This window comes from Kitasatospora sp. NPDC001159 (genome assembly GCF_053598235.1).
Genome location: NZ_JBSFJV010000013.1, coordinates 1 through 14,072, shown reverse-complemented (window position 1 = coordinate 14,072; position 14,072 = coordinate 1). Strand labels below are relative to the sequence as shown.

Sequence of the window (14,072 nt, the reverse complement as noted above, 5' to 3'; positions counted from 1 at the left end):
AAGGTCAGTTCCAGATGCCGGCGATGTCCGTGGCGTTCGCCGCGTTGCCCGCGTGGCCGCTCGCCCCGGAGAGGTCCTCCAGGGTGCGCAGCACGTTGTAGTGGTTGTAGGTGGTGGCGGAGCTGCTGCCGGGGATGACGTGGGCGCCGTAGACCACGGTCGGGATCCGGTTGCCGGACAGGCTGTTGTCCTCGTCGAAGGTGACGATCAGCAGGCTGTTGTGGGTCTGCGCCCAGGTGGCGTACGCGCCCAGGTTGTTCTTGATCCAGGTGTCGCCGGTGCTGACCGAGCAGTCGTGCATGTCGCTGCACAGGTTCGGCACGACGAAGGAGACGTTCGGCAGGGTGGTGTAGTCGGTCGGGAACTGGGTGAAGGTCATGGCGGTGTTCAGCGGGACGTTGCCGAAGCCGAACCAGGGGTTGTGCTTCTGCGCGTACTTGCCGCTGCTGCAGACCGTGCTGCCCTGGCTGGGCAGGGACTCGTTGTAGCTGGCCCAGGTCTTCCCGGCGGCGGCCACCTCGGAGGCCAGGTTCGGCGCGTGGAAGCCACCGACCGTCACGCAGCTGTCGTCGACCCGGCCCTGGGTGGAGCCGGAGAACAGGGCGTAGTAGTTCGGCTCGCTGGGGTGGGTGATGGCGTAGGACCGGGTGAGGTTGGCGCCGCCCGCCTTCAGAGTGTTGTTGATGTAGGGCGCGCTGCTGCTGCCGATGATCTGGCTGTAGGCGTGGTTCTCCATCACCACGACGATGATGTGGTCGGGCGTGGGCAGCCCGGCCGCCTGCGCGGTGGTGGCGGTGGCCGCCCAGAGCCCGGCGGAGGCCGCGACCAGGGCGACGGCCGAGCCGATCGCGGTCGCGGTGCGGCGGGAGCGGCGGCGGGGGGTGTCGGGGGTGTCGTTCAGGAGCTTCGCGGACGAAGTCATGACTAATCCTCGGGTCGAGAACAGCTCGGCGGAGGTGACGGACTGTCGGGCGCTCGCGAACGGCCTAGTACGGGGTGCCGTTGGCGAAGTCGGTGTCGAAGGTCGTCTCGATGGTGTTGAGCACGCCGGAGTCGGAGATGATCAGGCCCAGCTCGCGGTTGCTGTTCAGCGAGTTGTCGGAGAAGTTCTCCGAGCCGGCGAACACCTTGGCCGAGGGGGTGCCGTAGTCGGCCACGATGGCCTTGGCGTGGATGTACAGGCCGGTGGTCGAGGAGTAGGTGGCGACCTTGGCGCCGGCCGTGGTGACCTGGTCGAAGTAGGAGCCGTAAGAGCTCGGGTTCATGCCGACGACCCGTACGGTGACGCCGCGGTTGGCGGCGGCGGTGATCGCGTCCACCAGCGCCGGGTCGCCGAACTCCAGCTCCTGGACGTCGAGGGAGGTCTGCGCGCCGTTGATCAGCGCCAGCAGGCGGTCCTGCGAGTCGGTGGGCGACCAGACCAGGTTGTCGCCGTCCGAGGGGGTGATCGAGGTCTTGGCGTAGTCCGCGGCGAAGACCTGTTCGATCGCGGCGACGTCGTTGGCGTCACTGTCGAAGACGCCGTAGTCGCGGCTGCTGGAGTAGTAGGTCGCGTCCAGGTTCCCGGTCAGGATCAGGGACTTGGTGGCGTCGACGGTGACGGTCTTCTGGTGGGTGTAGACGAACGCCGAGGAGGAGTACGTCACGCCCACGCCGGCCGCGCTCAGCGCGCTGTAGGCGGCACCGTTGACCGAGGTGTGCCGAGCGTCCAGGATCACCCGGACCCGCACACCGGCCCGCTGACGCGCGATCAGGGCGTTGACGGCCGCGGTGTCGCGCAGCTCGTACATGGTCACGTCGACGGACGTGGTGGCCGAGCCGATGAAGGTGTCGACCACACTGTGGTCCTGGTCGGGGAAGACGATCGCCGAGTACGTCCCGGCGTCGGGGGCGTCGGCCCGGGCGGTGCCGGTGGCGGATATCAGACCGGCGCCGGCGAGGAGCAACGCACCCGCACGGCGCGCGAAGGTGGCCAGGGGCATGGGGGACTCCATGGTCGGTGAGGGGGGAGGTCGGTGCATCGGGGCACCCGGAACGGACGCGGCGAACGCGGCGAACGAAGCGCCCGATCAGCATGCGGGCGCGGCAGTCAACGCGGGTAGACGACAGCAGGTAAAACCTTGCCCCCAGGCCGGAAAACGAATGGCACACATGACAAATCGTGCTGAAAACGGACAATGCGGGCAGCGCGGTTCACGTTGCGACCGGCCGTCGGGACCGGTGATAGTGATTTTCGAGCGGCGCGATCGGACGCCGCGTCAGCTCACGAGAGAGCCGGAGAACATGGCGAAGACCAGCCTGCTGCGTCCCCTCGCGGTGGCCGCGGCCGCTGCCGTCCTGGCGGCGACCGGAACCGTGCCCGCCCTGGCCGCCGACGGCGACGGCGCCGCGCTGCCCGCCCCGGACACCGCCGGGGTGCTCAGCGCACTTCAGGCCACCATGCGTGCGGGCGCCCCCGGCGCCTTCGCGGTCATCCGGGATCACGACGAGGACGAGCGGACCCGCTCGCTGACCGTCGGCGAGGCGAATCTCGACGGGACCCCGATGAACTCCTCGTGGAGGTTCCGGGTCGGCAGCAACAGCAAGATGTTCGCGGCCGTTCTCGTGATGCAGCTGGCGGAGGAGGGCCGGATCGACCTCGACAAGCCGCTGCGCGACTACCTGCCGGCCGGCACCCTGCCGGAGGGCTGGACCATGACGGGCCGCCAGGTGATGGAGCACCGCGCGGGTGTCTACGACCACACCAACGACCTGCTGGAGCAGGCCGGCGAGGAGACCACCAGCGCCTTCGAGGCCCGCATCCGCACCAAGGTCTACCCGCCGGCCGACCTGGTGGCGATGTCGGTGAAGCACGGCCAGCAGTACACCCCGGGCAGCCGCTACTCCTACTCCAACACCGACTTCGTGCTGATGGGCATGGCGGTCGAGCACCTCACCGGCCGCCCCTACGCGGACGTGCTGCGCGACCGGATCATCGAGCCGCTGGGCCTGGACAAGACCTCCTTCGTGGTCCCCGACCAGCGGATCGAGGGCGCCCACGTCACCGGCTACCTCACCAACGACGACCGCACCAAGCCGCTGCTGGACTCGACCGAGCAGACCGGCTCCTGGGTGTGGAGCGCGGGGGCGGTCATCTCCTCCGCCGGCGACCTCGACCGCTTCCTCACCGCACTGATGGCGGGCAGCAACGGCGGCCTGATCTCGGACGCCTCGCTGAAGCAGATGGAGGCCGTGCTGCCGACGCCGACCGCCAAGATCAGCTACGGGCTCGGGCTGCGCCGGATCTCGCTCTCCTGCGGGGACGTCTACGGGCACGGCGGCATCGTCCAGGGCTACCAGAGCCAGTCCTTCACCACGCCAGACGGGCAGCGCAGCGTGGTCGTGTTCGCCAACGCCTCCAACAACGGCGCAGTCACCCAGGGGCTGATGAACGCGCTGGAGCCGGCCTTCTGCGGGAAGAAGCCGGCGGCCGCGCCGCGGACGAACTTCGCACCGCAGGACGGGGACGACCAGGGTGTTCCAGTGGTGGAGGACACCCGGATCTGACGCCTCCGCCGCCCGGCCGGGACTCGCCACAGCTCGCTACGGCTTGCTGCGGCCCGCTAGGGTGAGACCCGGCCGGAGCGGCTGCCGTCCGCGCTCAGGTCGGTGAGCGCCTCCGTGAGGATCTCCCGGGCCTCGTCCGCCCGGCCCTGCTCGATCAGGGCGGTGCCCAGCTCGGTCAGGGTCTTGGTCATGCTGTCCGGGCACCCGGTCGCCTCGTAGTGGCCGAGCGCCTGCCGGTAGGCCTTCTCGGCAGCCGGCCAGCGCTTCAACGCCGCGCGGTCCTGGCCGAGTTCGTGCGCCGTCACGGCCGCCAGCAGGTGCATCAGGGGCGAGGACCAGCGTTCCACCAGCTCCAGCGCGCCCGCCAGCGCGCGCCGGCGCAACTCCACCGCCTGCTCGGCCCGGCCGAGGTTGCGCAGGCAGGTCGCGGCGCCGCGCAGGGTCACCAGCCGACCGATCGCCGCGGCCCGGTTGTCCACGGCGGCGAAGGCGTCCGCCGCCCGCTGGTAGCTCTCGCTCGCCTCGTGGTGCTTTTGCAACTGCCGCAGGCCGGCGGCGAGGTAGGTGAGCGCCCAGCCCTGCTGCTCGTAATCGGCCAGGCTGCGGGCCAACTCCATCGCCTCGCCCGCGAGTTCGATACCGCGCTGGTAGCGGTGCAGACAGGTGACGTACGTCCAGGCCAGGTAGTTCAGATGCACCGCCTCGGCCCGGCGGTCGCCGCTCGCCCGCGCGGCGTCCACCGAGAGCTGGAACACCTCGCCCCAGAGGTCCCAGCTCAGCAGCCGGTCGGAGAACCAGTGCATGGCCTCGGCGGTGTCGATCACCTCCCGGTGGCGGCCGGTCCGCTGCGCCTCGTAGAGGGCCGCCAGCCACTCCGGGTGCTCCTCCTCCAGCCAGCGGGCGGCCTCGGTGAGCGGCACCTCGGTCGGGTCGTCAGCCGCTGCGCCGATCGCGTGGTCCGGGTCGAACCGCAGCCCGTGTGCCGCCGCCCGGCGCAACAGCCGACGACCGGCCTCGGTACGGGCGTCGGCGACCTCCTCGGCCGTCTCGTCTGCAGCCAGCCGCTCCCCCGCGTACAGCCGTACCAGGTCGTGCAGGCGGTAGCGCTCCGAGGTGGCCGGCTGCACGAGTCCGGCGTCGACCAGCTCCTCCAGGAGGAGTTCGGTGCGCACCGGCGGCAGGCCCGCGTAGGCGGCGAGGACGGCGGCCGTGAAGTCCGGCCCGGCGGTCAACGCGCAGCGGCGGAGCACGAGTCGGGACTCGGCGGAAAGCTTGCGGTAGGACAGCTCGAAGGCCGGGCGGACCGCCAGGTCACCGGCCGTCAGCAGGTCCAACCGGCTCTCCTCGGAGGCGAGTTGACGCACCAGGTGGACCACCTGCTGCTGCGGTCGGGAGACCAGGCGCTGACCGGCTATCCGCAGCGCGAGCGGCAGGTAGCCGCAGAGCCGGGCCAGGTCGGCGGCCGCGTCGGGCGCGGCCTCGATCCGCTCGCGCCCGGCGATCCGGGCCAGCAGGCCGACCGCCTCGGTCGGGGAGAGCACGCCCAGCCGCAGCCGGTGCACCGACTCCAGGCCGGGCAGGGCGGCCCGGCTGGTCACGATGGTCACGGCCGGTCCGGAGCCGGGCAGCAGCGGGCGCACCTGGCTCTCGTCGGCGGCGTTGTCCAGCACCAGCACGAGCCGGCGGTCGCGCACCAGGGCGCGGTAGAGGCCGGCCCGCTCCTCCGTCCCGGCGGGCACGGCGGCGTCGGCGACGCCGAGGGCGCGCAGCACCTGGCCGAGGGCCTCGCGGGCGGAGAGCGGGGTGGGGACCGTGCCGCCGAGGTCGAGGGAGAGTTGGCCGTCCGGAAAGTGCGGGGCGAGGGCGTGGGCGGCGTGCAGGGCGAAGGCGGTCTTGCCGAGGCCGGGCTGTCCGCTGACCAGCACCACCCGGGGGTGGGCGGGCTGTTCGTCGTCGGCGAAGGCGGCGAGGGCGGCAAGAGCCTCCTCCCGGGCGGTGAAGTCGGCGATGTCGCGCGGGAGGGCGAGGGCGGTGAGGGACTCCGTCGGTGCTCCCGGCTCGGCGGGCCGGGCGGCGGGCGCCTGGTCCGGGGCCTGCGCCGGTGTCTGCGCCGGTGCCGGGTTCGCTGCCCGGGCCGCTGGCTGCCGGGTGCCGCGGGGACGGCCGGACTGCGCCGCCCGTTCGAGGGCGGCCGCCTGCGCCTCGTCCAGCCGCAGGGCTGCGGCCAGTGCCTGGACGGTGCGCCGCTGCGGTCCGCGGGTACGGCCGCGCTCCATGTCCCCGAGGGCGCGCAGGCTGACCCCGGCTCCGGCGGCCAGCTCCTCCTGGGTCAGGCCCGCCTCGACCCGGTACCCGGCCAGCAGGCGGCAGAACCCGCCGCCGCCCGTCCCCGCGCTGCCCCCAGAGGTCATGCCCCGCCCGTCCCCGATCGCGCCGCGAATTCCCGCAGTTCTGCCGGACGTCGCGCCGGACAGACTTCCCTCGGGCAGAAGTATGCCCCGAACGGGCATCCGCCCGGCGATCTTTCCCCTGACCTGCGGTGGCGCATCCGGTTCCGCCAGTGGCGGCGGCGGGCTGGCACGCGCTGGAACTGCCGATAGTTCCGCCTGCGGCGGGAGGCGATCGCGCCCTCAGCGCTCGCCTGCCGATCGCTCCCGCTCCCGGCGTCTGGCCTCCTCGCCTTCGGCTCTGCGGCCGAGTTCGAACAGCAGGTCGGCGAGCAGGCCGTGGGAGCGCGCCTCCACGGCGGCGTCGCCGACGGTCCGGGCGAGTGCGACGGCCAGTCGGGCGCAGGACAGGGCGGCGTCCCGACGGCCGAGGGCGTGCAGGGCGCGGGCCCGGCTGTGGGTGGCGAGTACGGCCTCCGCACCGCCGGTACGGGCGGTGGCGGTGCGGACCGCCTCGTCGGCGTGGGCGAGCGCCCGCTCGGGGGTACCGGCCAGCACCAGGGCATCGGCGAGGTCGGTGAGCGAGCGGACCAGCAGGTGGTCGGCGGCCGGGGTGCGGGCGGCGGCCACCAGGTCGGTGAGGATGGGCACCGCCCGGTCGTGCCGCCCGGCCCGCAGCAGCGCGGCGGCCACCCGGCTGCGGCAGTGGTGACGCAGCACCGCGTCCCCGGCCCGGTCGGCGGCCGCGACGGCCCGCTCCAGGTGCTCGACGGCGGTGCGGTGGGCCGCGCGGTCGATGTGCAGAACGGCGAGGTCGGTACCGAGCCGGGCGACGGCCGCCTCGTCCCGCCCGGTGTGGGCGGCTCGCAGTCCGGCCTCCGCGACGGCCCGCCAGTGGGTCCGGTCGTGGCCGGTGGTCTCGTACAACAGGCCGATCCGGTGCGCGAGTTGCCAGGCGGCGACGGTACGTCCGTACTGCTCGGCGCAGACCACGACGGCCCGCAGCGCGCTCTCCTCGCGCCGGAACCAGGACGCCGCCCGGGCGCCGCCGCCGGGCGCCGAGCCCTCGGCCGCCCAGCCGGCGGTGAGCTCCAGGTAGTGGGCGATCAGCCGGTCGAGGGCGACGAACCGTTCCTCGCAGCCGAGTTCGGCGGCCTGCCGGGCGGCGTAGCGGCGGACCAGCTCCCGGCGGGCGAAGCGGCCGGGGCTGACCTCCTCCAGAAGGTGGACGGTGTCGAGGGCTGCCAGCAGGGTGCGGGTGGCGCCCCGCGGGAGGTCGGCGAGGGCGGCGGCGGTGGCGGTGTCGAGGACGGCGCCGGGGTGCAGGCCGAGCAGGGTGAACAGCCGGGCTGCGGCGGGCTGCAGCGTCCGGTAGGTCCGGTCCAGGGCGGCGGTGATGCCGGTCGGGCTGCGGCCGGTTCCGGTGCCCGCCAGGGCGTCCAGGCCGGTCTGCTCGTCGGCGAGTTCGGCGGCGAGGTCCTCCGCGGACCAGTCCGGGCGGGCGGCCAGCCGGGCGGCGGCCAGGCGCAGCGCGAGCGGCAAGTGGTCGCAGCCCTCGGCGAGTTCGGCGACGGCCTCCGGGTCGGCGACGGGGCGGTCCGGGAACTCGGGGCCGAAGGTGCGGGCGAGCAGGGCGTGGGAGTCCTCGGCGGTCAGCGGGCCGAGCGGGATCGGCAGGGCGTCCTCATGGACCAGCAGCTCGCGCAGGCGGCCGCGGCTGGTGACCACGGCGACCGGACCGGCGCCGTCCGACGGGAAGGAGGGGCGGTCGGGCAGCAGCGGGGCGAGCTGGCGGTACGAGGCGGCGTCGTCCAGCAGGATCACCATCCTGCGGTCGGCCAGGAGTTCGCGGTAGCGGGCGGCGCGATCCTCCGGTTCGGCGGGGAGGGCGTCCGGGGCGAGCCCGAGGTCAGTGAGGAACCCGCCCAGGACGTCAGCGGGTTGCCGCGGCCCCTCCGGGTCGAAACCGCGCAGGTCCGCGTACAGCACGCCGTCCGGGAAGCGCTGGGCCGCCCAGTGCCGGACCAGGGCGGTCTTGCCGACTCCGGCCGGGCCGGTGACCAGGATCGGGCGGCCGGTCCGCGCGGCGAGGGACAGGGTCTCGTGCAGTCGGGCGAGTTCGGCGGCGCGGCCGACGAAACGGCGGTCGGGCGGGGTCTGTCTCTGGGGGCCAGGGACGGTCTTCAAACTCCCGTCGTCCGCCCCGACGGCGGGCGGAGCGGCGTTGGGGTGCGGGCATCGCGAGGCGGAGGAGGGAGCCACTGCGGAGCACTGGCGACCGACGACAACGCAGCGAGGTGCGCTTGTGCCCTGGGGGTACCTCCCGGCCGAAGGCTGGGGGAGCGTCGCCCCGCAGGCGGGAGTTTGAAAACAGGCCCTGAACCGGGCAGCCGTGCGGTCGTGCCACTCCCGGGCCTCGGCGCCGCGACCGGCCTGCTCCAGGCACTGGATCAGCCGGGCGGCCAGTGTCCGCCGGGTCGGGTGTGCCTCGGCCGCCTCCGCCAGTTCGGCGGTCAACTCGCCGCCGCGACCGGCCCGCAGCAGTGCCTCGGCCAGCCGGTCCAGGGCGCACAGCCGCAGGTCGGTCAGGTACGGGAGGGTGCGCTCGCGCAGCAGCTCTGATCCGCAGTCGGCCAGCGCCGGGCCGCGCCACAGGTCGAGGGCCGTCCGCAGCAGCGACACCGCGGGGTCGTCCGGCTCGACCCGGGCGGCGGGCTCGGGCAGCAGCACCCCCGCCCGGTCGCAGAGCGAGCCGAAGCGCACCAGGTCCACCCGGTCCGCGTCCCCTTCCAGGACGTACCCGCCCCCTCGGGTGCCGAGTGCGAGCCGGGGGTCGTCCAACAGCTGCCGCAGCGCCGCCACGTGCCCCTGCAGCGCCGCCCTGGCGGTGGGCGGGGCGACGCCGTCCCAGACCAGCTCGATCAGCTGCTCGGCGCTCACCGGCTGGTTCAGCCGTACGGCCAGCGCGCTCAGCAGCGCCCGCCGCTTCGGGGCCGAGGGCGTGACCTCCGTGCCGTCCGCGCGCCGAACCGTCATCGGCCCGAGCAGCCCGATGTCCATGGTCCCCTCCCCGGCTCCGGCCTGCCCCTTTCGCCCCGGGGCTTGCCCACCCATCGTAGGAAGCTACGACGAACCGGAACTGATTGGTTCAGCTGCTTTCTCCCAGGATGCCTCGGTCTTCAGGCCGGGGGAAGCAGCGGAGTGACTACCCGACGGCAAGTCAGGACCGACATCGCCGCGGCCGCCGATGCCTGCACGGAGGCAACCATCGCGCGCCCCTCCGGGCTCTGTACCGGTGGAGGCCCTGTCGGCGGTGAGCGTTCGAGTGCGTTCAGGACATGCGTACGCACTACACTGCGCCACCCCGAGGGCCGGCTTCGGGATATGTCGGGTGCGGCATGGTGGATGGTGGGGGTACTGGTGCGGATTCGGCTCCTCGGGCCGGTGGAGCTGCGGGTCGGGGCGGACGGCTTCGCCACGCTGGCGGGGCCGCAGCGGCGTGCGATCCTGGCGTTGCTGGCACTGCGGCTGGGACGGTTGGTCACCGTGGACCAGTTCTGCGAGCTGCTGTGGGGGGACCGCCCGCCGGCCAGCTCACGGGCGGCGGTGCAGGGGCATGTCGCCGCGCTGCGCAAGGTGCTCGCCGACACGCCGTTCGAGCTGCACACCCGGGCATCCGGCTACCTGCTGACCGGGCCGGCCGTCGAGGTGGACGCGCTGCACTTCGAGGCGCTGAGCGGGCAGGCCGAGGAACGGGCGGGCCGCGGCGACGACACCGAGGCGATCGCGCTGCTGGAGGAGGCCCTGCGGCTGTGGCGCGGCGAGGCCCTGACCGACCTGCCCGACACGCCGCTGCGCGCCGCCGCGGTGGACCACCTGAAGCAGTCCAGCACCGCCGCCCTGCTCCGCTGGGCCGGACTGCGGCTGCACCAGGGCACCGGTGCGGCGGCGGTGGCGGTGCTGGAGCAGAACGTCCGGCGGGACGGGCTGCGCGAGGAGCTGGTGGCGCTGCTGATGCGCTGTCTGCACCAGGCCGGACGGCCGGCGGACGCACTGAACGCCTACCACCAGGCCCGTCTGCGGCTGGACCGCGAACTGGGCATCCACCCCGGGCCCGCACTGCAGGCGGCGCTGGCAGAGGTGCTGGCGGACGACCGGCCGCCGGCCGCCGCCCAGCCAGTGGTGCGGGTCCCGCAGCAACTCCCCCGGCAGCGCGTCGCGCTGGTCGGACGGGCGGCCGAGCTGGCCTGGCTGGACCGCGCCTGCGCCGCCGACCGGTCCTCCGACGGCCCGGCGCTGGTGGTCGGCCCGGCCGGGGTCGGCAAGAGCGCGCTGGTCACCGCCTGGGCCCACCGGGCAGCCGCCCGCTTCCCCGACGGCCGGCTCTACGCCGACCTGCGCGGCCTCGACCCGGCCGGACCCGCCGAACCCGAGGCCGTCCTCGGCCACTTCCTGCGCGCCCTCGGCGTGCCCGACGGCGACGTCCCCGGCGACCTGGCCGACCGGGCCGCGCTCTTCCGCGAACGGACCCGGGACCGGCGTCTGCTGGTGCTCCTGGACGACGCCGCCGACGCCGACCAGCTCACCGACCTGCTGCCCGAGGGGCCTGACTGCGCCGCCGTGGTCACCAGCCGCGGCTCACTGGAGGAACTGGTCGCCACCGACGCCGCCGCCCTGCTGCGCCTGACCGCACTGCCCGAGGACGACGCCCTGCGGCTGCTGGAACAGCTGCTGGCCCCCGAACGGCTGCGCGCCGAGCCGGCGGAGGCCGCGCGGCTCGCCCGCCTCTGCGAGCACCTGCCGCTCGCCCTGCGGCTCGCCGCCGCCCGGCTGGCCACCCACCCGACCTGGTCGGTCGCGGAGTTGGCGGACGAACTGGCCGACGAGGACACCCGGTTGGCCGGCCTGGACATCGACGACAGCACCGGCATCCGGCCGCAGCTGACACTGACGCTTCGCCAACTGACCGATGAGGCACTGGAACTCCTCACCCTGCTCGCCGCCCACCCCGGTCGGGAGGTGGACACCCTCGCGAGTGCCGCGTTGCTCGGCACCGACACCGCCACCGCCCACCGGGCGCTCGGGGAACTGGCCTCCCACCACCTGCTCACCGGCACCGCCCCCGGCCGCTACCACCGCACCGACCTGGTCCGGCTGTTCAGCGTCGAGCTGTTCGCCGCCCGGCCCGAGGAACGCCGGCAGCAGGCCCGTGAGCGCCTGCTGGACTACTACCAGGCCGCCCTTGAGCACTGCGGCAGCTACCTCGACCCCGGGCAGGAGGACACCGACGGCCCCGCCCGCCCGCGGTACGCCGTGCCGTCCGCCGCCGGCATCCGCGCCGCGCTCGACTGGTTCCGCGCGGAGGAGCCCGCGATCCGGGTGCTCGTCGACGGCGCCGCCGTCGCCGCCCCCGACCGCGCCTGGCGGCTCGCGCTGACCACCGGATCGCTCTACTACGGTGCCAGCCGCTTCACCGACTGGCTGGCCCGCGCCGACGTCGGCCTGGCCGCGGCCGAGCGGTGCGGCGACCCCGTCGCGGCAGCCTTCCTGCACAACTGCCGGGCGCAGGCGCTCGTCGCGCTCGAACGCCGCCGGGAGTCCGCCGAGGCGGCGCGCAGGGCGGTGGCCGCCGCCGAGTCCGGTTCGGCCGAGGGGCCCGCGGCCGCCTCGGCACACGTCCGGGCGCTCGCCACCCTCGGGCTGGTCACCGCGATGCTGGGCGACTCCGCCGAGGCCAGGCGGCTGGCCGCCGACGCGACGGCGCTCGCCGTCGAGTCCGGGAACCGCAAGCGCCTGGTCGACGCCCTGGTCCACCAGGGCTGGGTGAGTCTGGCCGCCGGCGATCCGGAGGCCGCCCAGCGCAGGTCCCGGGAGGCTAGGGAGCTGCTGCCGCCCCTGCCGGTCACCCAGGTCCACCTGTGGTCGCTGCTGACCGAGGCCCAGGCCCTGTCACCGGCCGTCCGGGACACCGCCGCCGACCTCGCCTGGCACCGGTTGCTCGCCGCCTGCGAGGAGGCGGGCCTGCTCTATCTGCACGCCGTCGCCGAACAGTCCTACGCCACCCATCTGCTGGCGCGCGGCCGCGGTCCGCAGGTCCGGGAGCGGCTGCGCTCGGCGCTCGACCGTTTCCGCCGCCTCGAACACGTCGCGGGCTTCAACAGCGAGTTCACCGCCGCCCTGGAGTCCTCGCTCAGCCTGCGCGGCGACCGGCTGGAGTTCACGGCCTGACCGGCGCGCGGTCCTCGGGCTCCCCCGGCCCGCGGACCGCCCGTCGCGACGTCACCGGCTGACCGGCGCGTACCCGTGCTCCGCCGCGAGCACCGGCCGCAGCGCCCGGACCGCGTAGAAGTTCCGGGACTTGACCGTCCCCGGCGGCACCCCCAGCTTGGCCGAGGCCTCCTGCACCGAGCGGTCCTTCAGGTGCAGCTCGACCAGCACCTCCCGGTGGTGCTTCTGCACCCGCCGCAGCGCCAGGGCGATGTCCCGGGCGACCACCACCTGCTCGTACGGGTCCTCCGCCACCGGATGGTCCTCCAGGGGCTCCCCGATCGCCTCGGGTGCGCGGGAGGCAGCCATCCGGTAGTGGTCGATCGCGATCCGCCGGGCAACGGTGAACAGCCAGGCCCGGCTGCCCTCGGGGCCGTTCCTCATCGCCTCCGGGTGCTGCCAGGCCCGCAGCAGGGTCTCCTGCAGGATGTCCTCGGCCTTGCCGCGGTCGCCCCTGGTGGTCCGGAGCAGGGAGCGCAGGATGTAGCCGCCGTGCAGCCGGTGGATCTCGGCGAGGAACTCCGGGTCGAGGGTCGGGCGGGCCGTACCCGGCTCGGGTGTCGCCGGCGCAGCGGCCGGTGCGTCTGCTGTGTCTGCGATGGCCGGTGTGGCTGCGAACGGCTGGGGGCCGGGGGCGGGCTGGGCAACGGAGGGCTTCGACACGCGCTACCTCTCAGGTCGGGCAAGGGCACGGCTGGGAGCCCGCCATCGGTTCTCGGCGGCTCCTCACAGCAGGCTGCCGGGCGCGGCCAAGAACCCGCCAACGATCCGCCAACGTCCCTGTCCGGCCGCCGTCCGACCGCCGGCTTCAGCCCCGGTTGAGCTCCCGGACCAGGTCCTGCACGCCGTCCTCGCCCCGGTACTCGATCAGCACCGCGACCCAGTGCGCCAGCCGTCGGCGTTCGGCCGCCGACCAGCGCGGCGCCGACGGGTGCTCGTCCACCACCAGCGCCGCCGCCAGCTCCAGCAGCTCGGGCGCGGGCTCCGGCCCCGGCCGACCCGCCGGCAGCGCGTACAGGGCCAGCCGCCGGGCGACGGCGGTCACCTCGGCCACCGGCCCCTCCGGTACGGCCAGCGCGGGCGTCCCCGGCAGGCTCGGCGCATCCTCGCGCACTAGGGCCGCGATGAACGCGCGCGCCTCCGACCGGTCCGCTTCCATCCCCGTTCCTCCCCGTCCCGTCCCGTTCAACGGCCTCTGCTCCGACAGCGGTTCAGCCGTTCCCGGCCTGGCACCAGGGGGCTTCCGTGCCGCGACTCTAACCAACGGACCCGCAAGCCGACGGCCGGTCGGGGCAGGTGCCCCCGACCGGTCGTCGGCGCTTGACAAGAGCTACTTCTTCGCCTGCCCCGGCGGGGTCTGGTCCGGGTGGTGGTGGGTGGAGCCGACGTGCAGCTCCTCGTCCGGCTTCCCGGCGAGCTTGGGCAGCACGTGGGTGCCGAACGGGTCGGCGACCGTGATCGCGGATGCATGAAGAACGGGCGCGGGTCGTTGCTGAGCACGTACCCGAAGGTGATCTTCTCCTGCATCGGCAGGACGTAGCCCGCCCAGCCGGTGTTCACCGGGGGTTCTGGCGGGCTCCTGACAATGCTTCCCGGCCGCGCGGATCTTCCGGCCCTCCGCCGCACGGCCGGAATACCGGTCAGGGCAATTTCCGGCGCCTGGTGCGCCGCTCACCGGAGGCGCTCCGGACTGGTGTGGGCGCTCAGCCGGGCCCGGACGGCGTCGGCGTCGCGGTGCTGCAGGTCCTCGAGGATGACGAGGCCCTGGAGCCACGAGGCTAGGAGCGTGTCTCAGTAACAGGCAACCCACCTGCGTCTCGTGATCATTCGTGCGGGATGATCCCGGTGTGCATGGCGAGGATGGGCTGTTCG

General features: G+C 74.1%; 8 protein-coding genes. 2 read left to right on the top strand and 6 right to left on the bottom strand.

Features of this window, described 5'->3' with window-relative positions; genetic code table 11:
- Positions 1-4: 4 nt before the first annotated feature.
- Together ACWC9T_RS09460 and ACWC9T_RS09455 are read right to left on the bottom strand one after the other, a co-directional pair.
- Positions 5-922 carry an alkaline phosphatase family protein gene (locus ACWC9T_RS09460; RefSeq protein ID WP_449820461.1) on the bottom strand — a complete coding sequence of 306 codons (918 nt, stop codon included), beginning with the start codon at positions 920-922 and terminating at the stop codon, positions 5-7.
- 64 nt (positions 923-986) lie between these two features.
- Entirely contained in the window at positions 987-1,982 is a 996-nt protein-coding gene (locus tag ACWC9T_RS09455; protein ID WP_449820460.1) for a phospholipase D-like domain-containing protein, read from the bottom strand.
- A 301-nt stretch (positions 1,983-2,283) separates the two neighbouring features.
- Here ACWC9T_RS09455 and ACWC9T_RS09450 point away from each other — a divergent pair, with 301 nt between their 5' ends.
- Positions 2,284-3,546 carry a serine hydrolase domain-containing protein gene (locus tag ACWC9T_RS09450; protein ID WP_449820459.1) on the top strand — a complete coding sequence of 421 codons (1,263 nt, stop codon included), beginning with the start codon at positions 2,284-2,286 and terminating at the stop codon, positions 3,544-3,546.
- A gap of 56 nt (positions 3,547-3,602) precedes the next feature.
- On the opposite strand, the gene ACWC9T_RS09445 is transcribed toward ACWC9T_RS09450, so the two are convergent.
- Entirely contained in the window at positions 3,603-5,957 is a 2,355-nt protein-coding gene (locus tag ACWC9T_RS09445) for an ATP-binding protein (RefSeq protein WP_449820458.1), read from the bottom strand.
- 219 nt (positions 5,958-6,176) lie between these two features.
- Positions 6,177-8,993 (bottom strand): BTAD domain-containing putative transcriptional regulator, encoded by a 2,817-nt coding sequence (locus ACWC9T_RS09440; RefSeq protein ID WP_449820457.1) that lies wholly within the window; start codon positions 8,991-8,993, stop codon positions 6,177-6,179.
- Between the two features lie 360 nt (positions 8,994-9,353).
- Between ACWC9T_RS09440 and ACWC9T_RS09435 the strand changes: the two genes are divergently transcribed.
- Positions 9,354-12,161: a BTAD domain-containing putative transcriptional regulator gene (locus ACWC9T_RS09435; RefSeq protein ID WP_449820456.1), complete on the top strand. Its 2,808-nt coding sequence runs from the start codon at positions 9,354-9,356 to the stop codon at positions 12,159-12,161.
- Between the two features lie 51 nt (positions 12,162-12,212).
- Here ACWC9T_RS09435 and ACWC9T_RS09430 read toward each other — a convergent pair whose 3' ends face one another.
- Both ACWC9T_RS09430 and ACWC9T_RS09425 read right to left on the bottom strand, forming a co-directional pair.
- A complete protein-coding gene (locus ACWC9T_RS09430; protein WP_449820455.1) occupies positions 12,213-12,863 on the bottom strand; it encodes a sigma-70 family RNA polymerase sigma factor in 651 nt (216 codons plus the stop codon).
- Positions 12,864-13,008: 145 nt separating this feature from the next.
- On the bottom strand, positions 13,009-13,359 hold the full coding sequence (locus ACWC9T_RS09425; protein WP_449820454.1) for a hypothetical protein: 351 nt from the start codon (positions 13,357-13,359) through the stop codon (positions 13,009-13,011).
- Between the last annotated feature and the right edge of the window lie 713 nt (positions 13,360-14,072).